The 25,795-nt window shown below is 66.1% G+C and carries 18 protein-coding genes, 1 tRNA gene and 1 other RNA gene; 14 read left to right on the top strand and 6 right to left on the bottom strand.

Features of this window, described 5'->3' with window-relative positions:
* The first annotated feature begins 60 nt into the window (after positions 1–60).
* Positions 61–276: a TIGR04438 family Trp-rich protein gene (locus tag NCCP691_RS10315; protein WP_220808188.1), complete on the top strand. Its 216-nt coding sequence runs from the start codon at positions 61–63 to the stop codon at positions 274–276.
* A 41-nt stretch (positions 277–317) separates the two neighbouring features.
* Here NCCP691_RS10315 and ilvD read toward each other — a convergent pair whose 3' ends face one another.
* Positions 318–2,192, bottom strand: a complete 1,875-nt coding sequence (gene ilvD, locus NCCP691_RS10310; protein WP_220808187.1) for a dihydroxy-acid dehydratase — start codon at positions 2,190–2,192, stop codon at positions 318–320.
* A gap of 133 nt (positions 2,193–2,325) precedes the next feature.
* Here ilvD and NCCP691_RS10305 point away from each other — a divergent pair, with 133 nt between their 5' ends.
* Genes NCCP691_RS10305 through NCCP691_RS10295 form a run of 3 tightly spaced genes read left to right on the top strand, consistent with a single transcriptional unit; the run spans position 2,326 to position 5,545 of the window.
* Positions 2,326–3,231, top strand: a complete 906-nt coding sequence (locus NCCP691_RS10305; protein ID WP_220808186.1) for a LysR family transcriptional regulator — start codon at positions 2,326–2,328, stop codon at positions 3,229–3,231.
* Positions 3,231–4,040 (top strand): prolipoprotein diacylglyceryl transferase, encoded by an 810-nt coding sequence (gene lgt / locus NCCP691_RS10300; protein ID WP_220808185.1) that lies wholly within the window; start codon positions 3,231–3,233, stop codon positions 4,038–4,040. The genes NCCP691_RS10305 and lgt overlap by 1 nt, the downstream gene beginning before the upstream one ends.
* On the top strand, positions 4,037–5,545 hold the full coding sequence (locus tag NCCP691_RS10295; protein ID WP_220808184.1) for a malonate--CoA ligase: 1,509 nt from the start codon (positions 4,037–4,039) through the stop codon (positions 5,543–5,545). Before lgt ends, NCCP691_RS10295 begins: the two co-directional genes overlap by 4 nt.
* 57 nt (positions 5,546–5,602) lie before the next feature.
* Here NCCP691_RS10295 and NCCP691_RS10290 read toward each other — a convergent pair whose 3' ends face one another.
* From NCCP691_RS10290 to NCCP691_RS10270, 5 genes are all read right to left on the bottom strand, one after another.
* Positions 5,603–6,406, bottom strand: coding sequence for a sulfite exporter TauE/SafE family protein (locus NCCP691_RS10290; protein WP_220808183.1), 804 nt, complete (start codon positions 6,404–6,406; stop codon positions 5,603–5,605).
* Between the two features lie 16 nt (positions 6,407–6,422).
* Positions 6,423–6,866: an EVE domain-containing protein gene (locus NCCP691_RS10285; RefSeq protein WP_220808182.1), complete on the bottom strand. Its 444-nt coding sequence runs from the start codon at positions 6,864–6,866 to the stop codon at positions 6,423–6,425.
* Between the two features lie 88 nt (positions 6,867–6,954).
* Positions 6,955–7,132, bottom strand: a non-coding RNA gene (gene ssrS / locus NCCP691_RS10280) — 6S RNA.
* A gap of 58 nt (positions 7,133–7,190) precedes the next feature.
* On the bottom strand, positions 7,191–7,502 hold the full coding sequence (locus NCCP691_RS10275) for a cell division protein ZapA (RefSeq protein WP_220808181.1): 312 nt from the start codon (positions 7,500–7,502) through the stop codon (positions 7,191–7,193).
* Entirely contained in the window at positions 7,499–7,717 is a 219-nt protein-coding gene (locus NCCP691_RS10270; protein WP_220808180.1) for a DUF904 domain-containing protein, read from the bottom strand. The genes NCCP691_RS10275 and NCCP691_RS10270 overlap by 4 nt, the downstream gene beginning before the upstream one ends.
* A gap of 142 nt (positions 7,718–7,859) precedes the next feature.
* Between NCCP691_RS10270 and NCCP691_RS10265 the strand changes: the two genes are divergently transcribed.
* The 10 genes from NCCP691_RS10265 to cheB all read left to right on the top strand — a co-directional run bounded on the left by NCCP691_RS10265 (position 7,860) and on the right by cheB (position 25,665).
* Positions 7,860–7,935 (top strand) — tRNA-Ala (locus tag NCCP691_RS10265).
* Between the two features lie 414 nt (positions 7,936–8,349).
* On the top strand, positions 8,350–14,118 hold the full coding sequence (locus tag NCCP691_RS10260) for a beta strand repeat-containing protein (protein WP_220808179.1): 5,769 nt from the start codon (positions 8,350–8,352) through the stop codon (positions 14,116–14,118).
* Positions 14,119–14,333: 215 nt separating this feature from the next.
* On the top strand, positions 14,334–16,265 hold the full coding sequence (locus tag NCCP691_RS10255) for an O-linked N-acetylglucosamine transferase, SPINDLY family protein (protein WP_220808178.1): 1,932 nt from the start codon (positions 14,334–14,336) through the stop codon (positions 16,263–16,265).
* A gap of 114 nt (positions 16,266–16,379) precedes the next feature.
* Positions 16,380–17,936: a glycosyltransferase family 9 protein gene (locus tag NCCP691_RS10250; RefSeq protein WP_220808177.1), complete on the top strand. Its 1,557-nt coding sequence runs from the start codon at positions 16,380–16,382 to the stop codon at positions 17,934–17,936.
* Between the two features lie 255 nt (positions 17,937–18,191).
* Positions 18,192–20,006 carry a methyl-accepting chemotaxis protein gene (locus NCCP691_RS10245; RefSeq protein WP_220808176.1) on the top strand — a complete coding sequence of 605 codons (1,815 nt, stop codon included), beginning with the start codon at positions 18,192–18,194 and terminating at the stop codon, positions 20,004–20,006.
* 8 nt (positions 20,007–20,014) lie between these two features.
* Positions 20,015–20,476 (top strand): chemotaxis protein CheW, encoded by a 462-nt coding sequence (locus NCCP691_RS10240; protein WP_220808175.1) that lies wholly within the window; start codon positions 20,015–20,017, stop codon positions 20,474–20,476.
* The gene (locus NCCP691_RS10235) at positions 20,473–21,699 is read left to right on the top strand and encodes a CheR family methyltransferase (protein ID WP_220808174.1); all 1,227 of its coding nucleotides are present in this window, start codon (positions 20,473–20,475) and stop codon (positions 21,697–21,699) included. The genes NCCP691_RS10240 and NCCP691_RS10235 overlap by 4 nt, the downstream gene beginning before the upstream one ends.
* Positions 21,696–22,352: a chemotaxis protein CheW gene (locus NCCP691_RS10230; protein WP_220808173.1), complete on the top strand. Its 657-nt coding sequence runs from the start codon at positions 21,696–21,698 to the stop codon at positions 22,350–22,352. The genes NCCP691_RS10235 and NCCP691_RS10230 overlap by 4 nt, the downstream gene beginning before the upstream one ends.
* Positions 22,349–24,664, top strand: coding sequence for a hybrid sensor histidine kinase/response regulator (locus NCCP691_RS10225; RefSeq protein ID WP_220808172.1), 2,316 nt, complete (start codon positions 22,349–22,351; stop codon positions 24,662–24,664). The genes NCCP691_RS10230 and NCCP691_RS10225 overlap by 4 nt, the downstream gene beginning before the upstream one ends.
* On the top strand, positions 24,661–25,665 hold the full coding sequence (cheB, locus tag NCCP691_RS10220) for a chemotaxis-specific protein-glutamate methyltransferase CheB (protein WP_220808171.1): 1,005 nt from the start codon (positions 24,661–24,663) through the stop codon (positions 25,663–25,665). The genes NCCP691_RS10225 and cheB overlap by 4 nt, the downstream gene beginning before the upstream one ends.
* Positions 25,666–25,795: the final 130 nt, after the last annotated feature.

The raw sequence follows: 25,795 nt of genomic DNA, 5'->3' as shown, positions 1-25,795 counted from the left end.
TGGTTGACCTGGGACAGAAGAATTAAAATCTTTCTCCATCGCATCAACCTGGTTGCCGCCATGCCCCTCATCGTTCTTATCGTTTTGCTATCCGCGCTGCGCTATTTCGAGATCGGCCCGTTCGCGGGGCTGTCGTGGTGGTGGATCGTCGGCCTGTTCGGCGCCGCCTTCATCTGGTTCGAGTTCATCGAGCGCATGTTCGGGCTCGACAAGCGCAAGGAGCACAAGCAGGCTGAAAAGACCCGCCGCGACCGCATCAAGCGCACGCTGAAATAAAAAAGGGTGGCGCTCGCCACCCTTCATCACGCCGTCCCCGATCAGCGCTTGAGCTGCGCCAGGTCGCGCACCGCGCCGCGATCGGCCGAGGTCGCCAGCGCGGCATATGCCTGCAGCGCCTGCGACACCACCCGCTGGCGGTTCACCGGCTTCCACGCGTTGTCGCCGCGCGCTTCCATCGCGGCGCGACGGCGCGCCAGTTCGTCGTCGTCGATCTTCAGATGGATGCGGCGCTCCGGAATGTCGATCTCGATGATGTCGCCGTCGTTGACCAGGCCGATGGTGCCGCCCTCCGCCGCCTCCGGCGATGCATGCCCGATCACGAGGCCGGAAGAGCCGCCGGAGAAGCGGCCGTCGGTGAACAGCGCGCAGGCCTTGCCCAGTCCCTTGGACTTGATGTACGAGGTCGGGTACAGCATTTCCTGCATGCCCGGGCCGCCCTTCGGGCCCTCGTAGCGAATGATCACCACGTCGCCCTCTTTCACCTGGTCGCCGAGTATGCCTTCGACCGCGGCGTCCTGGCTCTCGAACACGCGGGCGCGCCCGGTGAACTTGAGGATGCTTTCATCCACGCCCGCGGTCTTGACGATGCAGCCTTTCTCGGCGAGGTTGCCGTACAGGACCGCGAGGCCGCCGTCCTTCGAGTAGGCATGTTCCTTGTCGCGGATGCAGCCGTGCGCGCGGTCGAGGTCGAGCTTGTCGAAGCGCTTGTCCTGGGAGAACGCCACCTGGGTCGGCACGCCGCCGGGCGCCGCCAGGAAGCGCTGATGCACCGCCGGATCCTGGGTGAGCATCACGTCGTTGGCCGCGATCGCCTCGCCCAGGGTCCGCGCGTGGACGGTGGCGACGCTGGTGTCGAGCAGGCCGGCGCGGTCGAGCTCGCCGAGAATGCCGACGATGCCGCCGGCGCGGTGCACATCCTCGATGTGATAGTCCTGTGTCGCCGGCGCCACCTTGCACAGGCAGGGCACCTTGCGCGAGATGCGGTCGATGTCGGCCATGGTGAAATCCACGCCCGCTTCCTGCGCGGCCGCCAGCAGGTGCAAAACGGTATTGGTCGAGCCGCCCATCGACACGTCGAGCGCCATCGCGTTTTCGAACGCGCGCTTGGTGGCGATGTTGCGCGGCAGGACCGATGCGTCATCCTGCTCGTAGTAGCGCTTGCACAGCTCCACCACCAGGCGGCCGGCGCGCAGGAACAGCTGCTTGCGGTCGGCGTGGGTGGCGACGATGGTGCCGTTGCCCGGCAGGGACAGGCCGAGCGCCTCGGTCAGGCAGTTCATGGAGTTGGCGGTGAACATGCCGGAGCAGGAGCCGCAGGTCGGGCAGGCGGAACGCTCGATGTTGGCCACCTGCTCGTCGGAGACGCGCGAGTCGCCGGCCTGGATCATTGCGTCGATCAGGTCGACCTTGATGATCTTCTGCGTGCCTTCCTGCTTGCCGTGCAGGGCCTCGATCACCTTGCCGGCTTCCATCGGGCCGCCGGAGACGAAGACCACGGGAATGTTGAGGCGCATCGCGGCCATCAGCATGCCGGGGGTGATCTTGTCGCAGTTGGAGATGCAGACCATGGCGTCGGCGCAGTGCGCGTTGACCATGTATTCCACCGAGTCGGCGATCAGTTCGCGCGACGGCAGCGAGTACAGCATGCCGCCATGGCCCATCGCGATGCCGTCGTCGACCGCGATGGTGTTGAATTCCTTGGCCACGCCGCCGGCGGCCTCGATCTCGCGCGCCACCATCTGGCCCAGGTCCTTCAGGTGCACGTGGCCGGGAACGAACTGGGTGAAGGAATTGACGACCGCGATGATGGGCTTGCTGAAGTCGGCGTCCTTCATGCCGGTGGCGCGCCACAGGGCGCGCGCGCCGGCCATGTTGCGGCCGTGGGTGGTGGTGCGGGAACGGTATTCGGGCATGTCGGTCTCCTGGGATTGCCTGGGTTCTGCTGGATGTGCGCGGCGTCAAGCGCCCGCGCGAAGAGCGCCAGCATGCCTTGCCCTCTACCGAGTGTCAAATATATGATTCCTTGCTTATTGATATGCAATCCATATGAGCATCGAACTCAGGCAGCTGCGCTATTTCGTCGCCGTGGCGGAAGAGAATCACTTCGGCCGCGCCGCGGCGCGCCTGCACATGACTCAGCCGCCGCTGTCGCAGACCATACAGGCGCTGGAAGCGGAACTCGGCGCGCCCCTGTTCGAGCGCACCCGTCGCAGCGTGGCCCTGACCGCCGCCGGTGAGGCGCTGCTGCCCGAGGCCCGGCGCATCCTGCAGCAGGCCGCCGGCCTGCCCGACCTGGCGCGGCGCGCCGCCGCCGGCGAGTCTGGCACGCTCACCCTGTCCTTCGTCTCCACCGCCGACTACAGCCTGCTGCCGCCGCTGCTGAGGGAATTCCGCGAGCGCTACCCGCAGGTGCGCATCGAGCTGCGGGAGGCGACCTCCGACGTCCAGGTCGACGACCTGATGCATGGCCGCATCGACGCCGGCCTGCTGATTCCGCCGCTGGATGAGAAGGCCGGCGCCGAACTCGACTACCTGACGGTGCTGTCGGAGCCGCTGGTGCTGGCGACCCCGCAGGGCCTGAAGGGACTGAAAGGCATGAAGGGCAGCCGCGCCGCGGGGCTGCAGGCGGTGGCCGGCCTGCCGCTCATCATTTTCCCGCGCCGCATCGCGCCGGCCCTGCACGATGCCATCCTCGGCTGCTTCCGCGACGCCGGCCTGGCGCCCCGCATCGGCCAGGAAGCGATACAGATGCAGACCATCGTCGGCCTCGTCTCGGCAGGCATGGGCATCGCGCTTGTGCCACAATCCGTGTCGAATTTGCAAAGGCCGGGCGTCGAATACCATCCGCTCGCCGACGCCGGCGCCATGGTCGATACCGGCCTGGCCTGGCGCCGCGACAACGATTCCCCGGTGCTGCGCACCTTCCTCGAACTCTTGCGAAAGAAAAGCTGATGCTCATACACCCTCTTCCCGATCCGGTCGCGTTCTCGATCGGCCCGGTCGCGGTTCACTGGTATGGCCTGATGTACCTGGTCGCCTTCGTGCAATTCCTCATGCTGGGCAGGCTGCGGGTGAGGCAGCCGCACTGGGCCGCCGCCGGCTGGAAGAAGGAGGACCTGGACGACATGCTGTTCTATGGCGTGCTCGGCGTGGTCATCGGCGGACGCCTCGGGGAAGTGCTGTTCTACCACCCCGGTTTCTACTTCAGCAATCCGCTGGAGATATTCGCCGTCTGGAAGGGGGGCATGTCTTTCCACGGCGGCTTCCTCGGGGTGCTGCTGGCGATGGCGCTGTGGGCGAAGAAGCGCGGGCGGGGCGTGCTCGACGTCTACGACTTCATCGCCCCGCTGGTGCCGCTCGGCTATGCGGCCGGCCGCATCGGTAATTTCATCAATGCCGAGCTGCCGGGACGGGTGGCCGACCCGTCCCTGCCCTGGGCCATGATCTGGCCGAACGTGGACAATCTGCCGCGCCATCCCTCGCCGATCTATCAGGCGCTGGTCGACGGCGTGCTGCTGTTCGTCATCGTCTGGCTGTTCGCGCGCAAGCCGCGCCCCACGCTGGCGGTGGGCGGACTGTTCGTCATGCTGTACGGGATGGCGCGCTTCTTCACCGAGTACTTCCGCACGCCCGATTACGAGGTCGCGTTCGGCCCCTTCACGATTTCCGCCGGCCAGATGCTGTCGCTGCCGATGGTCGCCGCCGGCCTGGCCATGCTGCTGGTGACCTACCGCCTCAACAGGAACGTCCGTACGCAATGAACGCCAATCTCTACGCCCTGTTCGCCTCCCGCTTTCCCAAGGACCGCCAGGCGTGCGCAATCGAGACGCACGACGGCAAGTACTACAGCTGGAACGACATCGAGCGCGCCAGCGCCAAGATCGCCAACCTGCTTGCCGGACTGCGGCTGCAGCCCGACGCACGCATCGCCGCCCAGGTCGAAAAATCGGCCGAGGCGCTGATCCTGTACCTGGCCGTGCTGCGCGCCGGCTATACCTGGCTGCCGCTCAACACCGCCTACCGCGCCGCCGAGATCTCCTACTTCATCGACGATGCCGAACCGGAAGTCGTGGTGTGCTCGCCGCAGAACTTCGGCTGGGTGTCGCAGATCGCCTTCGCCAGCGGCACCCGCCATGTCTTCACGCTCGGCGACGACCGCACGGGATCGCTGCTGACCCGGGCCGCGCTGCAGTCCAACAGCTTCGACACGGTGCATCGCGACGCCAACGAGCTGGCGGCGATTCTCTACACCTCCGGCACGACGGGCCGCAGCAAGGGCGCAATGCTCACCCACGGCAATCTCTCGCACAACGCCCGCGTGCTGCAGCAGTACTGGCAATGGCAGCCGGGCGACGTGCTGCTGCACGCGCTGCCGCTGTTCCATATCCACGGCCTGTTCGTCGCCGCCCACGGCGCGCTGCTCAACGGCAGCAAGATGATCTTCCTGCCGCGCTTCGACGCCGCCGAGGTAATTCGCCAGCTTCCGCGCGCGACGGTGTTCATGGGGGTGCCGACCTACTATGTCCGCCTGCTGGCCGAACCGTCATTCGGACGCGAGCAATGCAGCGGCGTGCGCCTGTTCATCTCCGGCTCGGCGCCGCTGCTGACCGATACTTTCCACGACTTCGCGCAGCGCACGGGCCACACCATCCTCGAACGCTACGGCATGACTGAAACCGCGATGCTCACCTCGAATCCCTACCAGGGCGAGCGCCGCGCGGGCACGGTCGGGCCGGCGCTGCCCGGCGTATCGGTGCGGGTGGTGGACAAGGAAGGCAAACCCTGCGCGGCAGGCGAGATCGGCGACATACAGGTGCGCGGCCCGAATGTCTTCCAGGGCTACTGGCGCATGCCCGAAAAAACCGCCGAGGAATTCACCGCCGACGGCTATTTCAGGACCGGCGACGTGGGCCGCTTCGATGAGGACGGCTATCTGTCCATCGTCGGCCGCAGCAAGGACCTCATCATCTCCGGCGGCTACAACGTCTATCCGAAGGAGATCGAGTCGGTGATCGACGAACTCGAGGGCGTGCTGGAGTCGGCCGTCATCGGCGTGCCGCATCCGGATTTCGGCGAAGCGGTCACGGCGGTGGTCGTCCTGCGCGACGGCGCCGGCCTCAGCGAAGAGCGGGTCATCGACACGCTCAAGCAAAGGATCGCCAACTACAAGGTGCCGAAGCAGGTTCACTTCGTCGCCGAGCTCCCGCGCAACACGATGGGCAAGGTGCAGAAGAACCTGCTGCGCGAGCAATTCGGCAAGCGCTAGCGCCACCACCGTGCGCCCGGCCGGTGCGGGCAGCCGTGCCTGCACCGCACCACGTGCTCAGCGCAGTCCCTTGTAGAGCATGTAGCCCGCGAGCGAGTAAAGCAGGATCGCAAACACCCTCTTCAGCGACTTCACCGGCAGGCTGTGCGCGGTGCGCGCGCCGAGCGGCGCCGTCGTCACGCTCGCGATCGCGATCACGAACAGCGCCGGCAGATAGATGAAGCCGAGCGAGCCTTCCGGCAGCCCGGCCTCCTTCATGCCGAACCAGATGTTGGACAGGGTGCCGGCCAGCGCGATCGGAAAGCCGAGTGCGGCGCTGGTGGCGACCGCGTTGTGAATCCTGACGTTACACCAGGTCATGAACGGCACCGACACGAAGCCGCCGCCGGCGCCGACCAGTCCCGACAGCACGCCGATCACGCCGCCGGCGCCGAACATGCCGGGTGCGCCCGGCAACTCGCGGGACGCGGCGGGCTTCTTATCGATCAGCATCTGCGTCGCCGAAAACGCCACGAACACCGCGAACGACAGCGCCAGCGTCGAGGAATCCATGTGCGCCCCGATCCACGGTCCGACCCAGGAGCCGACCAGGATGCCCGGCGCCAGCAGGCCCACCACCTTCCACAGCACCGCCCCGCGCTTGTGATGCGCGCGCACGGAAGAGATCGAGGTGAACATGATGGTGGCCAGCGAGGTCGCGATCGCCATGTGCACGATGTGCTCCTGCGGGAACTGCCTGGCGGTGAGGACCATCGTCATGAAGGGCACCAGCAGCATGCCGCCGCCGATGCCGAGCAGGCCGGCGGCAAAACCGACGATCGCGCCGAGCACGAGCAGCACGGCGATCAGGGAAACGTCCATTCAAATCTTTCCGGAATTATTCGAGCTCGCGGATGATACACCGCCATTCCGCGGGCGTGACCGGTGTGATGGACAGCCGGTTGCCGCGCCGCAGAATCTGCATGTCGGCCAGTTCCGGGTGTGCCCGCATCTCGGGCAGGCTCATCAGCCGCGTCTTGCGCAGCGCGCGCACATCCACCAGCAGCCAGCGCGGATTCTCACGAGTCGACTTGGGATCGTGGTACTTGCTGCCGGGGTCGAACTGGGTCTCGTCGGGATAGGCGGTGCTGGCGACCTCGGCGATGCCCGCGATACCCGGCTCCGCGCAGCTGGAGTGATAGAACAGCACGCCGTCGCCCTCGCGCATCGCATCGCGCATGAAGTTGCGCGCCTGGTAGTTGCGCACGCCGAACCAGGGCACGACCCCGCCGGGCGCCGCCAGCGCGTCATCGATGCTTACCTCGTCCGGTTCGGATTTCATCAGCCAGTACTGCACAGCCCCTCCCCTTGTCCCCATGATTCGAGCGCGCATAAAAAAACGGCTGCATCGAGATGCAGCCGCTTGTGAATTAAGTCCCGCCTGTGCCGTCTATGCCGGCATCCCGAACCTTGCGGTTCAAGGTGGCCACGGTAGTTCAATTTCGGGTTCATCGGACTAGCGACGATCACGCCCATCAAACGATCCCGCGTCCTATGCACAGAAATGGTTCAAGGAATATATGGCATTCGCGAACACGGCAGGAGAGCTTTAGTGTACTCGAAGCCCTCGCCGAAATGAAGGGCCATGCGGAAAAAAAATCCTGCCTCAGAAGAGTTTTTCCTGAGGAGCAAGCGCGGCGTCGAGAATGCGGTTCATCGCGTCGATCTGCTGCTTGACCTCCGCCACCGCCATGCCCGAGAAGGGCCCTTCCGATGACCTGGTTTCCAGGAGTTCGGCGGCGATGCCGAGCGCCGCCATGACCGCGATGCGATCCGTGCCCTTGATCTTGCCGGCATCCCGGATCGCGCACATCTTGTTGTCGAGATAAGCCACCGCCTGCTGCAGCGTGCCTTCCTCGCCTTCCCGGCAGGCCAGGCGGTAGGGCTGGCCCATGATGGTGACATCGAGCTGGATCATGCTGTCTCTTCCTTCTCGCCGCTGTCGGCCGGTATCTGGGCAAGCAGCGCGCTCACCCGCCGGTAGGCTTCGTCGATGCGCTGCGCGAGTTCGGCGTTCTCCGCCCTGAGCGAGGCCACGTTCAGGCGCAGCTCGGCGTTCTCGCGGCGCAGCTCGTCGGCCAGGCCGGCCAGCCGCGTGACTTTGTCGGCAAGTTGATGAAATTCGGAAATCATCCCGCCACTATAGTGGCCTCAGGGAATTTCCGTCAACAGATCAGGTACTTGCGTCACTTTTTTGAAGTCCCGCCTGCGCCGCCCCGGCTTGCCCGTTGACTACTTGCATCGGCACCGGACAGACAATACAATCCTCCCCCATGGGGCGGTAGCTCAGCTGGGAGAGCGTCGCGTTCGCAATGCGAAGGTCGGGAGTTCGATCCTCCTCCGCTCCACCAAACTTTAAAGGCCACGGCTTGACGATGATGTCAACTCGCGGCCTTTTCTGTTTATTTATACCGGAAGTGACGCCGGTTACAGCTGTCCTTGAAATATCCCGACACGCGTTGGCGTACGTGGACCTGCCCGAGAAGCCGGGTGTGCGCTCGCATCATCGATCGCGGCTTGACATGGTTTTAACCTGCCTTTCGCACCGCCCTTCCGGTCGGTACAGCCGTCAATCCTGCAATGACCCGGACGCAAAGTAGAGTGTTTGCAAAATAACATTCCTGAGTAAATTCCTTGGTCATCCCTCAAGTTCTTTCGAAACTCGTCGTTAGCGGTATTGATTAAGCGCAACCTCGCTTTTGTTTTTGCGCACTCCAGCTAACCGACGCGGTGGTCGTCATTGATGCCGCAGAACAGGACTGAATATGACCATCATCCGCATGTTTTCGCCCGACCAGATCGCAGCGTTGTCGACGACGCAGATCCGTGCGTTGTCAACGTCCGATGCTGCAGCACTAAGCACGGCTCAGGTCGCCGCGCTTACGACGACGCAGATCGCGGCGATGGAAACGGTTGATAAGGTCAGCCTCAGTTCAGCCGCACTTGCCATTCTCTCCAGCGAACAGATCGCGGCGTTCTCGACGGTCGATGTCGCTGCCCTGAAAACCACCCAGATCTCGGCGCTTGGCTCCGCTCAGCTGCAAAGCCTGTCCACGGAGCAAGTGGCGTCACTCACCTATACCCAGCTGGGCATGCTCTCGGTTAATCAGGTACAGAACGGTTTGACTACGACGCAGATCGCCGCGTTGTCGTCCGGCCAGGTAGCTGCACTCACCGGTGCGCAGCTGGCGTCGATGAGCACCGAGCAGATCGGCGCCCTGACAACCGCCGCCGTCGCGGCTCTGAAGACGACCCAAATCGCCGCCCTTTCCACGGCGCAGATCGCTTCGTTGTCCACGGATCAGTTCGCCGCTCTCAGGACGACGCAGGTCAGCGCGCTGTCGACTATGCAGATCGGGGCACTCACTACCGAACAGATCGGCACATTATCGACCGCCGGCATCGCAGCGCTGAAAACAACGCAGGTGGCGGCATTGACCACGACTGCCGTTGCTGCCTTATCGACCGTACAGATTGGCGCCCTGTCCACAACGCAGGTCGGTGCCATCGAGAACGTCGATCTGCAGGCCATGAGTACCGAGCAGATCGCGGCGTTGACGACCGCGGGCGTGAGCGCTCTCAAGACCAGCCAGTTAGCCGCACTCTCGACCGATCAGATCGCAGCACTCTCCACCGACCAGATCGCGGCGCTGAAGACGACGCAAATTGGCGCCCTGACGACCGTGCAGATCGGCGCACTCTCTACGACCCAGATCGGCGCCCTGTCCGCCACTGGCATCGCCGCGCTGAAGACGACGCAGGTGGCCGCGCTGTCCACATTGCAGGTCAGTGAGCTCTCCACCCGGCAGGTAGGCGCATTGTCGACGGCCCAGGTGGCTGCGCTCAGCACCAGCGCGGCGGCGGCTCTGACGACAACACAGATTGGTGCATTGTCGACCATGCAGGTAAGCGCCATCGAAACTGCAGACCTTGCGGCCATGAGCTCCGAGCAGATCGGCGCGCTCACGACCGCCGGCGTGGCGGCACTGAAGACGACCCAGATCGCCGCCATGTCGACCGACCAGGTCGCCGCGCTGTCCACCGCTCAAATCGCCGCACTGAAGACCTCGCAGGTCGGCGCGCTGTCGACCGAGCAGATTGGCTCGCTGTCGACTGACCAGATCAGCGCATTGTCCACCTCAAGCATCGCGGCCCTGAAAACCGCCCAGGTAGCTGCGCTGGGAACGGAAGCAATCGCGGCCCTGTCGACCTCGCAGATCGGCGCGCTGTCGACGCTGCAGATTGCTGCGATGAGCACCAGCGGCGTGGCGACGCTGTCGACGGCCCAGGTCGGCCAGTTGTCGGCATTCCAGATCGCTTCGCTAACCACCTCGCAGGTCGCATCGCTGACGACAGAACAAATCAGTTCGCTATCGACGAGGCAGGCTGCTGCGCTGGAGGTCACCGATTTGGCCGGCATGAGTTCTGTGCAGGTCGCCTCCCTCACCACCGCGCAGATCGGCGTGATGAGCCTGCAACAGATAGGCGCGATGACCTCCATCCACATCGCCGCCTTGACGACTGAGCAGGTTGAGGCGTTGACGACCGCACAGGTCGGTGCGCTGACGACCACACAACTCGCCGCTCTGTCCACCGAGCAGATCGGTGCGATGACGACAACGGATGTTGCTGCACTGAAAACGATCCAGGTGGCTGCGCTGAGCACTGCGCAAATTGCCGCGCTGTCGACCGCGCAGGTCGGCGCGCTGACCACGAATCAGGTCGGCGCTATCGAAACCGCGGACCTGGCCGCCATGAGCACCGAGCAGATCGCGGCGTTGACGGCTGCCGGTGTCGGTGCGCTAAAGACCACACAGATCGCAGCGATGTCTACCGACCAGATCGCGGCCCTCTCGACAGCGCAGATCGCCGCGCTGAAGGCACCCCAGCTCGCTGCGCTATCCACCGCGCAGGTTGCTGCGTTGACCACCACCCAAGTCGGCGCCCTGTCGACGGTCCAGGTCAGCGCGATTGAGACTGCAGATCTGGCAGCCATGAGTACCGAACAGATCGGCGCGCTGACGACCGACGGCGTGGCTGCACTGAAGACCACCCAACTTGCCGCGATGTCGACCGACCAGATCGCGTCCCTCTCGACCGACCAGATCGCTGCGCTGAAGACGACACAGATAGCCGCACTGTCCAGCACCCAGATCGGGGCGCTGACCACGAGCCAGATCGCCTCGTTGTCTACGGCCGATATCGCTGCGCTGAAAACCGCGCAGATTGCTGCGCTGTCCACCGAACAGATCACGCAGCTCTCCACGGCGCAGATTGGGGCGCTGTCGGCGACACAGATGGCGGCGCTGACGGCCAGCTCGGTGGCGGCACTCACGACAACACAGGTAGGTGCGCTGTCAACCATTCAGGTCGGCGCGATCGAGACGGCCGACCTGGCCGCCATGAGCACCGAGCAGATCGGCGCGCTGACGACCTCCGGCGTGGCCGCGCTGAAGACCACTCAGCTGACCGCAATGTCGAGCGACCAGATCGCGGCATTGACCACCTCGCAGATTGCCGCGCTGAAGACGTCGCAGGTCGCAGCCCTGACCACGGGTCAGGTCGCCTCACTGACCACGACCCAGGTTGGCGCACTGTCGACCGCCCAGGTTGGCGCGATCGAGAACGCCGATCTGGCCGCCATGAGCACCGAGCAGATCGGCGCGCTCACGACGGACGGCGTGGCCGCACTGAAGGCCACTCAGCTTGCCGCGATGTCTACCGACCAGATCGCATCCCTGTCCACCGATCAGATTGCCGCGCTGAAGACGTCGCAGGTCGCCGCGCTGTCGACCGCACAGATCGGTGCGCTGACCACGACCCAGATCGGTTCGCTGTCCACGGCCGACATTGCCGCCCTGAAGACCACTCAGGTAGGCGCACTCTCCACGGTCCAGGTGGCGGAGCTGTCCACTAGCCAGATCGGCGCGCTGTCGACAACACAGGTGGCGGCACTGAGCACCAGTGCCGTGGCGGCACTGACAACCACCCAGATCGGCGCACTGTCGACGACCCAGGTCAGCGCGATCGAAACCGCCGATCTGGCGGCCATGAGCACCGAGCAGATCGGCGCGCTCACGACTGACGGCGTGGCTGCGCTGAAGAGTACCCAGCTGACCGCGATGTCGACGGACCAGATCGCCGCCCTGTCGACCGACCAGATTGCTGCGCTGAAGTCCACGCAGGTCAGCGCGCTGTCGACCAGCCAGATCGGTGCGCTGACCACAAGCCAGATTGGCGCGCTGACCACCACTGGCATTGCCGCGCTGAAGACCACGCAGCTGGCCGCACTGTCCACGTCCCAGGTGGCCGAACTATCCACGGGCCAGATCAGCGCACTGTCCGGCGCCCAGGTCGGCTCGCTGACGACCAATGCGATTGCGGCGCTGTCGACCGTTCAGATCGGCGGTCTGTCGGCTGCTCAGATCGCCGCGCTCACCAAGCCGCAGGTCGCCTCGCTGACCACGGAACAGGTCGGCGCGCTGTCGACCGCCCAGGCCGCAGCTCTGGAAGTGACGGACGTCGCCGGTATGAGTTCGGAACAGATCGCCGCGCTGTCGACCGCACAGATTGGCGTAATGAGCGTGCAACAAATCGGCGCAATGACTTCCGTCCATATCGCCGCCCTCTCTACGGAGCAAGTCGAGGCACTCACAACCGCCCAGGTTGGTGCGCTGTCCACCACACAACTCGCCGCGCTGTCGACCGAGCAGATCGGCGCGCTGACGACAACGGATGTCGCTGCACTGAAAACGGTCCAGGTAGCTGCGCTGAGTACTGCGCAAATCGCCGCGCTGACGACCGCGCAGGTCGGCGCGCTGACCACGAACCAGGTCGGCGCAATCGAAACCGCCGACCTGGCCGCCATGAGCACCGAGCAGATCGGCGCGCTGACGACCGCAGCCGTCGGAGCTCTGAAGACGACCCAGATCGCCGCGATGTTGACCGACCAGATCGCCTCCTTGTCGACCGATCAGATCGCCGCCCTGAAGGCCACCCAGGTCGCCGCCCTGTCGACTGCCCAGATCGCTTCGCTGACCACGGACCAGGTCGGCGCGCTTTCAACGGTGCAGATCAGCGCGATCGAGAACGCCGATCTGGCCGCCATGAGCACCGAGCAGATCGGCGCGCTGACGACCTCGGGCGTGGCCGCACTGAAGACAAGCCAGCTTGCCGCGATGTCTACCGACCAGATCGCATCCCTGTCCACCGATCAGATCGCCGCACTAAGCACGACGCAAGTCGCCGCACTGTCGACGGCACAGATCGGTGCGCTGACCACGACCCAGATCGGTTCGCTGTCCACGGCCGACATTGCCGCCCTGAAGACCACTCAGGTAGGCGCACTCTCCACGGTCCAGGTGGCCGAGCTGTCCACCAGCCAGATCGGCGCGCTGTCGACAACACAGGTGGCGGCACTGAGCACCAGTGCCGTGGCGGCATTGACAACCACCCAGATCGGCGCACTGTCGACGACCCAGGTCAGCGCGATCGAAACCGCCGATCTGGCGGCCATGAGCACCGAGCAGATCGGCGCGCTCACGACTGACGGCGTCGGTGCGCTGAAGGCCGCACAGCTCGGCGCGATGTCGACGGACCAGATCGCCTCCCTGTCGACCGACCAGATCGCTGCGCTGAAGACGACGCAGGTCAGCGCGCTGTCGACCAACCAGATCGGTGCGCTGACCACAAGCCAGATTGGCGCGCTGACCACCACTGGTATTGCCGCGCTGAAGACCACGCAGCTGGCCGCACTGTCCACGTCCCAGGTGGCCGAACTCTCCACCGGCCAGATCGGCGCACTGTCCACCGCTCAGGTGGGCTCGTTGACGACCAACGCGATTGCGGCGCTGTCGACCGTTCAGATCGGCGGCCTGTCGGCCGCTCAGATCGCCGCGCTCACCAAGCCGCAGGTCGCCTCGCTGACCACGGAACAGGTCGGCGCGCTGTCGACCACCCAGGCGACCGCGCTGGAGGCTGGGGACCTGGCAGGCATGAGCTCGGATCAGATCAGCGCTCTGTCGACTGATAGTATTGCCGCACTCAAGTCAACCCAGATCGCCGCGCTCGCGAGCACCCAGATCGCCGCCCTTTCTACCGCACAAGTGGCGGCACTGACGACAACTCAGCTCGGCGGCCTGTCTGCGACGCAGATCGCCGCGCTGACGACGACGCAGATCGGCGAACTCTCGACGACCGGCATTGCAACGCTCAGCACCGCACAGGTGGCGGCGTTGACCACCACGCAGATTGCTTCACTGTCCACCACCCAGATCGATGCCCTGAGTACTATCCAGGTGGCGGCGATCGAAACGATCGACCTGGCGGCCATGACCACCGAGCAGATCAGCGCGTTCTCTACCATCGACACGGCGGCTCTTCGGACGACGCAGATCGCCGCACTGACCACGGATCAGGTCGCCGCGCTCACGACGAGCCAGGTCGCCGCGCTGACCTACGTTCAGATTGGCGCACTGACCAACACTCAGGTGGCGGCGCTCTCGAGCACTCAGATCGTATATCTGCAGATCTGACCGAGTGATCGCTTCAGGTACCGGCCGGCCGCTGAGCGGCCGGCCCGCCGTGCCCGACGATGGCGTGAGGAAGGCGCCTTCGCTATGATCTAGCTTTTCCACGCCCGTGCGGCGCGGGCCACAGGCGGCGTTGTTGAAATGCGAAGACAGGGATGGGCGCCGGATGTGTACCCGTGCCAGCGGGCACAATCGTGGCTAAATCCGCCACCGTTATCATGACAACTCCCGCCGCTTCTCCCGCAAACCTGACCGAAACGCTGCTCCACCTGATCCAGAATGGACAGGCGACGGCGGCTCTGGAACAGATTGACCCACTGCTGGCTCAGCAGCCGAATCATCCGGGCCTGCTTACCCTGAAGGCGGAAGCGCTGCGATTTTCGGGCCGCGGCCGCGAGGCGATCGACGTGTACCGTCGTGCCGGCGCCGTGGGCGGCGGAGCGCGCAACTGGCTGGTCGCCGGCCACCTGCTCGTGGCGGAGCGACGCATCGACGAGGCACTGGTCGTCCTCCATTACGCGATCGCGGAGGATCCCGGCAACGAGGAGATTCTGAACACGCTTGTGACCACCCTGTTCAATGCGCAGCGCGCCCGCGATGGCTTGCTGTTTGCACGGCGGCTCATCGGCCTCAGCCAGAATCCGACCTACCTCGCCAATGCCGCCCTGCTCCTGCAGAGCAATGAACTGTACGAAGAGGCAAGCGATGTCTTCAAACGTTTCATCAGCAATACGAGCGAGCCCGCGACACTTGGCGCCGCGCTGGTGCCGGCCCGCTTCACCTGCGAGTGGGATTGGATCGAATCCCTGCAGAACAAGCTCAGCGCGTACTACGGACGGGGGGAATTCGACCGTACGCACGAGTTTCCACTGACCCACATCACGTGGTGCACGGATGAGGCATTCAACCTGGAAGTGACCCGCGCCTATGCTGACCGCATGTTGCCGCGGCCACAACCTCTGCACACCGCGGTGCGTCAGGCGGGGGACGAGGGCCGCATCCGAATCGGCTATCTGTCGTCCGACTTCTGCAACCACGCCACGATGCACCTGATGGCCGGCTTGCTGGAATCGCACGACCGGACCCGTTACGAGATCTTCGCCTACGACTCCAGTCCCAATGATGGCTCTCACTACCGGCGGCGTTTCCTCGATTCGGTGGAACACCATGTCGACATCACGACGCTCAACGACGCGGGCGCGGCCGCCCGGATCGCCGCCGACGGACTAGACATACTGTTCGACCTGAAGGGGCATACCGGCTGGGGACGCCTCGGCGTCATGGCCTACCGTCCAGCGCCGCTGCAGGCGGCTTACCTCGGGTTTCCCGGCTCGACGGGGACGGAATTCATCGATTACCTGGTCGGCGACCGCATCGTAACCCCCGAGAGCAGCGCGATGTACTACACCGAAAAGCTGTGCAGGCTGCCGCACACCTACCAGTGCAACGACGACAAGCGCGCGCTGGCTGGCAAGCCGGGATCGCGGACGACCCATGGTCTGCCCGAACACGCAGTGGTGTTCTGCGCGTTCAACCAGTCCTACAAAATTGATCGCGGCAGTTTTTCGGTCTGGATGAGAGTGCTGCAGGCCGTGCCCGGCAGTGTGCTGTGGCTGCTCGCGCAGGGCGCGGCGGCCGAGCGCAATCTGGGACAGCAGGCGCAGGCGGCCGGGATCGCGCCCGAGCGGCTGATTTTTGCGCCCTTCGCGGCACCCGAGCAGCACCTTGCCCGGCTGCAGCTTGCCGACGCGGCGCTCGATGCGTTGGTATGCAACGGGCACACGACGACGTCCGACATGCTGTGGGCCGGCATACCGGTTGTGACGGCCCGCGGCAGGCATTTTGCCTCCCGGGTAAGCGAAAGTCTGCTCCGCGCGATGGACCTGCACGAGCTCGTGGGACAAGACGGCGACGACATGGTCCGCATAGCTGCCCGCATCGGCGTGGACGAAGCATATCGACGCAGTCTGCGCGAAGAGCTGACGCGCAGGCGCCGCGGCGCGCCGTTGTTCGATACCCGCCGTTTCGCGCGCAACTTCGAAAGCGCCGTCTCGATGATGGTCAGGCGCAGCCGCTCGGGACTGCCTCCTACCCATCTCGACGTGCCCGACGTGCTGGAAGGCTTTACGCCAGATACGCTTGCGTATTGAACACCGGCAGCCATAAATACAGGACAGAAGCGGCGCTGTTTTCCGCTTTGAACGCCACCTACCTGGCGTACCCTGCCGGAGGGCCCGTCGGGCCGTTCGACACTGGAGAAACTTTTGAAGATCAACCTTGGATGCGGGCGCGACTACCGGCCCGGCTGGCTGAACGTCGACTTTTTCGACGCAGCTCAGCCGGATCAGGTGGTCGACCTAGAGAGGACGCCGTGGCCGCTCGACAACGACTGCGCGGAGTTCATCCTGATGAAACACGTGCTTGAGCACCTTGGCAAGGATACGCAATCGTTTCTGAGTATCATGTCCGAGTTGTACCGGATCGCCAAACCGGACGCGCTTATCGAGATTCATGTTTCGCATCCCATGCATGCCGACTATACGAGCGATCCCTCTCGTGTGCGCCCAATTACACCCGAAATGTTGCAGTGCTTCGATCTGGCCCTGGTGGAACGGTGGCAGGCAGCCAGTCTGCCTCGCACGCCGCTCGCGAAATACATAGGCGTCGATTTCGAAACCACCGCCGTGGAATATTTTCTGGATCCGTACTGGATCGATCGCATCGCCAAGGGCGAAATCACCCAGGAGGCGGTGGCACAAAAAGCGCGCTCCGAAGCCAACGTGGTGCAGTGGATGCGCATCGTGCTCAGGGCACGCAAGCCGTTCCGTCATGGCCGCTCCCTCGACCATCTGGGCGCGGTGTGCCTCGAGCGGCGCGGCGGACTCGGGGATGTCCTCATGCTGTTGGGCGCGGCACATGCGCTGAAAGCCATGACAGGCAAGCCCATCTTTCTGCTGACCGATCCCGCGTTTCGCGACTTGGCGTCAGGCTGCCCGCATCTGGAAGGCGTCGTGACTGACGCAGCGGAAGTGGCGGCGCTGCACGAACGCTTCCAGCACCAGGGCGGCATGCACTGCGCCGATCTTGGTGCTGCAAAATTTGGAATCAGCGGTCGGCATCAGATCGACGCTTATCTCGAATACTTCGGGCTTACCGCCCCCCCGCATCTGAAGGAGATCGTGCTGCAGCCAGACGCGGATGGAATCGCCTGCACTGCGGTTTCCGCATTGCCGCCAATAGCCCCCGGAAAAAAACGGGTGCTCGTGCATGCGGCGCAGGGCGACCCCAACCGCACCTGGCCGGCGATACGCTGGTCGGCCCTCTGCGAGCGGCTGGTTGAGGATGGACACCAGGTAATTCTGATCGGCGATACCGGAACCATCCCCGGACGCGGTGCGCATGCCATTTCCGTTCCGGGGACACATGTTCTGGTCGACCAGCTCAGCACCGTTCAGACGCTCGGACTCATGCGGGTATCCGACGTGCTCGTGACGACCGATAGCGGACCTGTACAGCTGGCCGCGGCGACATCGATCCATATCGTCGGGCTCTACAGCGTGGTCGCCCCGGAAAACCGCCTGCCATTTCGCGAGGGGCGGGCCGGAGCCCGGTCCACGGGCCTGAAGCCGGTGTGCGCGGACAGCCCCTGCTACCGGCATTTGTTGAGCGACGACGCCTTGCGACGTGCCAACACGAGCGATCCCGCGCGCCTCTTTTCACACTGGTGCGTTGCCGAACGTAAGTTCGCCTGCATGAATCACGAAATCGGCGTCGACTCGGTGTATGGGGCGATTGCTCACATCGAGAGCTGTCCGGCATGAGCGCCACACGGCGAGGGAGCACTGCTGCCGGAACAAACACGTACGCCTCCGGGGACTTAGGGTTCAGTTCAGGCCGCACGCCTGCGGCGCGAAGCATCGGCCGCCAGTCGGCGGCCGCCGTCGTCTCAGGCGCGGCATCCGGGACGTGGCGTCTCCGGGATTTGGAAACATTTCCCCGCCCGCGAGCCTCAGAGCAACATGTCCGCCAATCGCAGATAATGCCTGGACCGCATACCGCGCGCCACCGGAGACCACATGCTCAAACACCTCAGCCTGCACAAGAAACTTTATCTCGGCTTCGGCACCATCGTCGCGCTGCTCCTGATCCTGCTGCTCAGCACTTACGGGAGTTTCCAGAAACTCAGCGAGGCCAATGAATGGGACCGCCATACCCTGCAGGTACTGGTGAAAAGCAATGCGGTGGAAGCGACCCTGCTCGATATCCAGGCGGAATACCGCGGTTTTCTGCTGACCGGGGACGAGCGCTTTCTCGGGCGGGTGGATCAGAACCGGCGCAGCCTCGACAACCACTTGCGGGAGCTGGTTCGGCTGGTCAGCGACAATCCGAACCAGGTGCAGCGGGTGCGCAATATCGAGCAGCTGATCGGCACCTGGATGAACGATATCGTGGCCCCGCTGATCGACCGCCGGCGCAGCCTCGGGAAGACCGCCACGGCGGCGGATCAGGTCGCACGCGATCCGCTGCTGGCCCAGGGCTTCCGCAACATCACGGATATCCACAACATCCTCGAACAGCTGACGGAGGAAGAAAACCGCCTGCTTGCCGAGCGCCGGGAAAGCGCCGGTTCGCTGCACCGGACCATGCTGGGCACGCTGATCGGCGGCGGCATCGCCTGCGTGCTCGTCGCCCTGCTCATTTCCTGGCTGCTGGCGCGTTCGGTGCTGCGGCCGCTGGCCAACCTGACGGGCGCCGTCAACCAGCTCGCCGCGGGCAATCCGCATGCGCGGGCGGAGGTGTACGGGCGGGATGAGATCGGCCAGGTCGCGGTGCAGTTCAATCACATGGCGCAGGCGATCCACGACAGCCAGACCCGGGAGCGGCAGGCGACGGCGGAACTGCGGGAAAAGGTCGATTCGCTGCTCGGCGTGGTCAGCCGGGCCGCGGCGGGCGACCTCACCGGGCGGGTGATGGTGTCGGGCGAGGATGCGATCGGCCAGCTCGGCAACGGCCTGGCGCGCATGTTCGACAACCTGCGGCTGCTGCTGGATCGGGTGCAGAAGGCGGGCATCCAGGTCGCGACCTCCACCACCGAGATCGCGGCCTCGGCCCGGCAGCAGGAATCGACCGGCGTCGAGCAGGCGCAGACCAGCGTCGAAGTGCTGTCGACGACGAAGGAGATTTCCGCCAATACCGCACAGCTGCTCAAGGCGATGGAGGAAGTCACGCAGGTGACCGAGCGCACCACGGCCGCCACGGTCAGCGCCCACGGCGGCCTCGGCCGCATGGACGAGGCGATGCACCGCATGGTGCAGGCGACTGATTCCATCAATGCCAAGCTGGCGGCACTGTCGGAAAAGGCGAGCAACATCAACAATGTTCTGACCACCATCACCAAGGTGGCGGACCAGACCAATATCCTGTCGCTCAATGCCGCCATCGAGGCCGAGAAGGCCGGCGACGCGGGGCGCGGCTTCTCGGTGGTGGCCACCGAGATCCGGCGCCTGGCGGACCAGACGTCGATCGCGACCTGGGACATCGAGCAGATGCTCAAGGAAATGCAGTCGGCGGTGTCGGCCAGCGTGATGGGCATGGACAAATTTTCGGAAGAGATCCGCCGCAGCGTGGAAGTCAGCCGCGACGTGGGCGATGGCCTGAAATCGGTGATCGACCATGTGCAGAAGCTGGCGCCGCGGTTCGACATGGTGCTCGAGGGCATGCAGTCGCAGGCCGTCGGCGCGCAGCAGATCAGCGAGACGATGACGCAGCTGAACGAGGCGACCCAGCAGGCCGTCGATGCGCTGCGCGCCACCAGCGAGGCGGTGCAGCAGCTGCAGTATGCGGCGCAGGATCTGCAGGCCGGCGTCTCGAGCTTTGCGGTGAACATGTAGGCGCGGCCATGCAGTTTCTGATCTTCCATCTCGGCCAGGACCGCTACGGCCTGCCCACCCGCGAGGTGCTGCGGGTGCTGCCGCTGATGGAACTCAAGCGGCTGCCGGGCGCGCCCGACTTCGTGGCCGGACTGATGAACCTGCACGGCCAGGCCGTGCCGGTGCTGGATCTTTGCCGGCTGGCCTGCGGCCGCGACTGCGCGGCGCAGTTCGATACGCGCATCCTGCTGGTGTCCTATCACGCCGGCGGGCAGGACCGTCCGCTCGGCCTGGTGGCGGAACGGGTCAGCGGCGTCAGGACGATCGATGCCTCGGCCTTCGAGGCCATGCCGGTGTCGAATCCCGCCGCGCCCTGGCTGGGGCGGGTGAGCGCGGGCGCCGACGGCATGCTGCAGCTGGTCGAGCCGGCCGCGCTGCTGGACGCGCAGGTGTGCGCGCTGCTCTACCCTGATGGCGGCGTAACGCAATGAGCGCATCCCGCCTGCTCCAGGTGCTGCGCCAGCGAACCGGCATCGATCTGACGCCGGCCTCGCTGCAGGCCGCGGTACGCCAGCGGGCGCGAACCCGCCGCATCAACGATGCCGCCGCCTATGAAAGCGAGGCGCTGCGCGACGAGGCCGAGCTGCAGGCATTGATCGACCTGGTGGTGGTGCCGGAAAGCTGGTTCTTCCGGGACGAGGAAGCGTTTGCCGCCGCCGTGCGCTTTCTGCGCGAACGGCTGGCCGACCACGGCAGGACGCGGGCGCTCTGCGTGCCCTGCGCGGCGGGTGAAGAGCCCTATTCGCTGGCGATCGCGCTGCGCGAGGCCGGCATCGACGGGGAGGCATGCGAGATCGACGCCCTCGACATCAGCCCGCAGGCGATCGAACGCGCCCGCGCCGGCGTCTACTCCCGCAATGCCTTCCGCAGCCGCGATCTGTCCTTCCGCGGCCGCCATTTCTCTCCGGCGGCGGATGGCTGGCGCCTGCACGAGGAAATCCGGCGCCGCGTGCGCTTTGCCTGCGGCAGCCTGCTCGCGCTCAGCCCGCCCGACCCGTCCCTGCGCTACGACCTGGTGTTCTGCCGCAACCTGCTGATCTATTTCGACGCCCCCACCCAGGCGCTGGCCGCCGCCCGCCTGCGCGGCCTGCTGCACGACGACGGCATGCTCTTCGCCGGCTACGCGGAGACGATGCCGCTGTCGCAGCACGGCTTCCGCCTGCAGCCCATCGCGCGCGCATTCGCCATGACGAAAGCGGCGGCCGTCTCCGAGCCCCGCCCCCGCGCCATCGAGCAGGCTTTTCCGCGCCGGCGGCCGCCCTTTCCCGCCGTCGCCCCGCTGGCGGCGCCCGCCATGCGCACGCCCCTGCGGCGACAGGACGATGCGCACGATCTGCTGGCGCAGGCGCGCGCGCTGGCCGACCGCGGGGCGGTGCGGGAGGCGCAGGCCGCCTGCCGCCGCTGCCTGGAACAGGCGCCCGACGTGCCGGAAGCCTGGTTTCTGCTCGGCCTGCTGAGCGAGCAGCAGCAGGACGCGGCCCAGGCCATCCACTGCCTCAAGCGCGCGGTCTACCTCGAACCCGACCACTATGAAGCGCTGTGCCACCTGGCCCTGCTCGCCGAACGCCAGGGCGACCAGGCGCAGGCGCAGCGCTGCCGCCGCCGCGCGGCGCGCGTGCATGACCGCCTCGCGGCGAAACAGGTGAACCGATGAGCGACTCCGTCAACTGCTGGAACCGGGAGGGCGTGGGCGGCGACCGCAGCTGCGAACGGCTGCGCGAACACATCCACTGCCGCAACTGCGATGCCTGGGCGGAGGGATCGTCGCGCGTGATGCAGCGGCCCCTGCCCAAGGACTACCGGCGCGAATGGGCCGCGCATTACGCCCGCGCCGAACAGGAACGCGCGGACACGCCGCTGGCCGCCCTGGTGTTCCGCATCGGTGGCGAATGGTTCGCATTGCCGGCGGAACTGGCGCTGACGGTGGCGGAACTCGCGCCGGTGCACCGCATCCCCCACCGCAGCGGGCAGGTGCTGCGCGGCCTGGTGAACATCCGCGGCCAGCTGTATCCCTGTTTCTCGCTGGCCGGGCTGTTCGGCATCGATGCCGGCGCACCCGCGACGGCGGCGCATCGCCATGCCTACGCGCGCCTGCTGGCGGTCCGGCTGCAACAGCAGGATTGCGCGCTGCCGGTCGACGAGGTGTACGGGATACACCGCCACGCGGCGCGCGACCTGCATGTCCCGGCCGGCGGCGGACGCGAACTGCTGCGCCATGTGCACGCCATCCTGCATGTGGAGAACCGGATCGTCGGCTGCCTCGACCCGGACCTGCTCGGCCGGCAGCTCGCGGGGCTGATGCGATGAACGGCGAGGACAAGGACTACGGCAGCATGTCGCTGCATGAACTGTTCCGCGGCGAGGCGGAGAGCCAGGCGCAGCTGCTGACCGATGGCCTGCTCGCCATCGAAAACGGCGCCGCCGACGCGGCCGCGATCGAACCGCTGATGCGCGCCGCGCATTCGCTCAAGGGGGCGGCGCGCATCGTCAATCTGGAACCGGTGGAACGGCTGGCGCACGTGATGGAGGACTGTTTCGTCGCCGCGCAGAAGGGACGGCTGACGCTGGGCAAGGCCCGCGTCGACCGGCTGCTGTCGGCGGTCGACATGATCGTGCGCATCGCGTCGCTCGACGAGGCGCAGGCGCAGTCCTGGATGGACAGCCGCAAGCTGGAGCTGGCCAACCTGCTCACCGCGCTCTACGAAGCCGCGGACCCGCAGGCCAGGATCGGGGAGGCGGCGGCGCCCGCCGCCCCGGCGCTCGCCTTGCCGGCCGCCGTGCAGGCCGCGGCTCCGCTGACCGCGCCGCCCGCCGCGCCGGCAGCCCCTGCCCCGGCCCCGGCGCCGGCCGAGGAGCCGCCGGCGGCGGACGCGGTGCTGAAGGTGAGTTCGCGCAGCTTCGACCGCCTGCTGTCGCTGGCGAGCGAAGCCCGCATCGGCGCGCATGCCTGGCAGCCGTTCGCCCAGTCCCTGCAGCGCCACAAGCAGCGCCATGCCGAGATGTTCAAGGCCTTCGAGCAACTGCGGCAGACATTGCTGGAAGGCCCGGCGGATGAACTGCTGCGCGAACGGCTCACGCTGCTGCAGCAGCGCCTCGAGCCGCTGCGCGACGAGCTCGCGGCGCGTATCGCCGAATGCGAGGCGCTGGAGCGGCGCCAGCTGAGCGTGAACCAGCTGATGCTGGACGAGGTGCTGTCGCTGCGCATGCGTCCCTTCCGCGATGGCGTGCGCGGCCTGCCGCGCATGGTGCGCGACCTGGCGCACAGTCTCGGCAAGCAGGCCAGGCTCGAGATCGTCGGCGAGGACACGATGGTCGACCGCGATGTCCTTGCCCGCATCGAAAGCCCGCTGACCCAGATGCTGCGCAATGCGCTCGACCACGGTATCGAGACGCCCGCGCTGCGCCGCGCGGCGGGCAAGCCCGAGCAGGCGACGATACGGGTGGAGGCGCGGCACAGCGGCGGCATGCTCGTCATCCGGGTCGGCGACGACGGCGCGGGCGTCGACCTCGACAAGGTGCGCGACCGCATCGTGCAGCGCGGGATGGCGAGCGCCGCGATGGCGTCGGCGATGAGCACCGCCGAGCTGCTCGATTTTCTGCTGCTGCCCGCGTTCAGCCTGCGCGACAGCGCCAGTACCGTGTCCGGCCGCGGCGTCGGACTGGACCTGGTGCAGGCCGAAGTGCGGGCCATGAACGGCAGCCTGCAACTGACGACCGAGACCGGCCGCGGCTTTTCGCTGGCGCTCACCCTGCCGCTGTCGCAATCCATCGTGCGGGCGCTGGTGGCGGAAATCGCGGGCGAAGCATACGCGCTGCCGATCAACAAGATCGACCGCGTGCTGCGGCTGCCGATGTCGGCCATTCGCTCGCTGGAAGACAGGCAGTTTTTCGCGATGGACGGCGCCGACGGCGAACAGGTCAGCCTGATCCCGGCCGCGCCCCTGCTCGCGCTGGGCGACGCCCGCACCGGGGGCGACGGACTGGCCGTGGTCGTGATCGGCAACGGCCAGCGCCGCCACGGCCTGGTCGTGGACGCGATCATCGGCGAGAAGAGCCTTGCGGTGCAGCGGCTCGACCAGATGTTCGGCAAGCTGCGCGACATCTCGGCGGCGGCGCTGCTGGAGGACGGATCGCCCGTGCTCATCCTCGACGTGGCCGACCTGCTGGTGAGCATCGACAGGATGGCCGGCGAAGGCGCGTTGCGCGGAGTGCGCGCGCAGACCGGCGCCGGCGCGGCGCGGCGCAAGCGCGTGCTGGTGGTCGACGATTCGCTGACGGTGCGCGAGATGGAGCGCAAGCTGCTGCAGGCGCGCGGCTTCGAGGTCGACACGGCGGTCGACGGCATGGACGGCTGGAACGCGGTGCGCGCCAGCGACTATGAACTGGTCATCACCGACGTCGACATGCCGCGCATGGACGGCATCGAGCTGACCACGCTGATCAAGGCCGACGCGCGACTCCATGCGCTGCCGGTGATGATCGTGTCCTACAAGGACCGGCCGGAAGACCGTGCGCGCGGGGTGCAGGCCGGCGCCGACTATTATCTGACCAAGGGCAGCTTCCACGACGAGACGCTGCTGGAAGCGGTGTTCGACCTGATCGGAGACAGCGGGCAATGAAAATCGGTATCGTCAATGATGTGGCACTGATCGCCGAGGCGCTGCGCCGGCTGGTGAGCGCGCACCAGGAACACCAGGTGATCTGGGTCGCGCGCGACGGCGAACAGGCGGTCCAGCTGTGCATCGACCAGCGGCCCGACCTGGTGCTGATGGATCTGAAGATGCCGGGCATCGACGGCGTGGAGACCACGCGCCGCATCATGCAGCAGGCACCCTGCGCGATCCTGATCGTCACCGCGTCGCCGCAGGAAAGCACCAGCCTGGTGTTCCGCGCACTCGGCGCCGGCGCGCTCGACGTGGCGGCCACGCCGGTCATGAGCGGCAACTTCGACCAGGACGGCACGCTGATGGCCAAGATCAGGACCATCGGCAAGCTGATCGCCGCCGATGCGCCGCGGCCGGCAAGAGTCAGCTCTCAGCATTCCGGCGCGACCCGCGCGGAGCTGCTGATCGCCATCGGCGCTTCGACCGGCGGCCCGGTCGCGCTGTCGCGCATCCTGCGCGACTGGCAGCCGCCTGCTCACTGCGCGCTGGTGCTGGTGCAACACATCGACCAGGAGTTCACCGACAGTTTCGCCAAATGGCTGGGCGACCAGAACGGCATGCCCGTCGAGGTGATCGAAGACGCGCAGGTTCCGGCGCCGGGACGGATCTGGATGGCGAAGACGAATGATCACCTGGTGCTCGGCCACAACCAGCGGCTCGCGTATCGCAAGCAGCCGGTCGACTACCCCTACCGGCCGTCGATCGATGTGTTTTTCCACTGCATCGCCCGCCACTGGAAAGGGCGCGCGGCCGGCGTCTTGCTGACGGGCATGGGCCGCGACGGCGCGGAAGGCCTGCTCGCGATGCGCCATGCCGGCCACCCGACCATCGCCCAGGACAAGGCGAGCAGCGCGGTGTATGGCATGCCGCGCGCGGCGGCCGAACTCGGGGCGGCGCAGCAGGTGCTCGCGCTCGACCGCATCGCGCAGGCGCTCGACGCGATCAGCCGGGCCTGAGCGCAGGAACTTGTCCCGGCAGGCTTCGTCTTAACTTTCGTGCAACTCGCGAGCCGCCTTTTCCCCGACTCAATTTTCCTGGCCCCCATCGCACTGCGCGCTTCGCACGCGGCCGGGTCTTGCCCCATTG

Origin of the sequence: Noviherbaspirillum aridicola (assembly GCF_019656455.1) — a bacterium.
In the GTDB taxonomy this organism is placed as follows: domain Bacteria; phylum Pseudomonadota; class Gammaproteobacteria; order Burkholderiales; family Burkholderiaceae_D; genus Noviherbaspirillum; species Noviherbaspirillum aridicola.
This window is presented reverse-complemented; position numbering and strand designations above follow the sequence as displayed.

Excerpts from the sequence above, each read along its gene's own strand:
- NCCP691_RS10315 (WP_220808188.1), top strand. The coding sequence starts at position 61 with ATGCCCCTCATCGTTCTTATCGTTTTGCTATCCGCGCTGCGCTATTTC.
- ilvD (WP_220808187.1), bottom strand. The coding sequence starts at position 2,192 with ATGCCCGAATACCGTTCCCGCACCACCACCCACGGCCGCAACATGGCC.
- NCCP691_RS10305 (WP_220808186.1), top strand. The coding sequence starts at position 2,326 with ATGAGCATCGAACTCAGGCAGCTGCGCTATTTCGTCGCCGTGGCGGAA.
- lgt (WP_220808185.1), top strand. The coding sequence starts at position 3,231 with ATGCTCATACACCCTCTTCCCGATCCGGTCGCGTTCTCGATCGGCCCG.
- NCCP691_RS10295 (WP_220808184.1), top strand. The coding sequence starts at position 4,037 with ATGAACGCCAATCTCTACGCCCTGTTCGCCTCCCGCTTTCCCAAGGAC.
- NCCP691_RS10290 (WP_220808183.1), bottom strand. The coding sequence starts at position 6,406 with ATGGACGTTTCCCTGATCGCCGTGCTGCTCGTGCTCGGCGCGATCGTC.
- NCCP691_RS10285 (WP_220808182.1), bottom strand. The coding sequence starts at position 6,866 with ATGAAATCCGAACCGGACGAGGTAAGCATCGATGACGCGCTGGCGGCG.
- NCCP691_RS10275 (WP_220808181.1), bottom strand. The coding sequence starts at position 7,502 with ATGATCCAGCTCGATGTCACCATCATGGGCCAGCCCTACCGCCTGGCC.
- NCCP691_RS10270 (WP_220808180.1), bottom strand. The coding sequence starts at position 7,717 with ATGATTTCCGAATTTCATCAACTTGCCGACAAAGTCACGCGGCTGGCC.
- NCCP691_RS10260 (WP_220808179.1), top strand. The coding sequence starts at position 8,350 with ATGACCATCATCCGCATGTTTTCGCCCGACCAGATCGCAGCGTTGTCG.
- NCCP691_RS10255 (WP_220808178.1), top strand. The coding sequence starts at position 14,334 with ATGACAACTCCCGCCGCTTCTCCCGCAAACCTGACCGAAACGCTGCTC.
- NCCP691_RS10245 (WP_220808176.1), top strand. The coding sequence starts at position 18,192 with ATGCTCAAACACCTCAGCCTGCACAAGAAACTTTATCTCGGCTTCGGC.
- NCCP691_RS10240 (WP_220808175.1), top strand. The coding sequence starts at position 20,015 with ATGCAGTTTCTGATCTTCCATCTCGGCCAGGACCGCTACGGCCTGCCC.
- NCCP691_RS10235 (WP_220808174.1), top strand. The coding sequence starts at position 20,473 with ATGAGCGCATCCCGCCTGCTCCAGGTGCTGCGCCAGCGAACCGGCATC.
- NCCP691_RS10230 (WP_220808173.1), top strand. The coding sequence starts at position 21,696 with ATGAGCGACTCCGTCAACTGCTGGAACCGGGAGGGCGTGGGCGGCGAC.
- NCCP691_RS10225 (WP_220808172.1), top strand. The coding sequence starts at position 22,349 with ATGAACGGCGAGGACAAGGACTACGGCAGCATGTCGCTGCATGAACTG.
- cheB (WP_220808171.1), top strand. The coding sequence starts at position 24,661 with ATGAAAATCGGTATCGTCAATGATGTGGCACTGATCGCCGAGGCGCTG.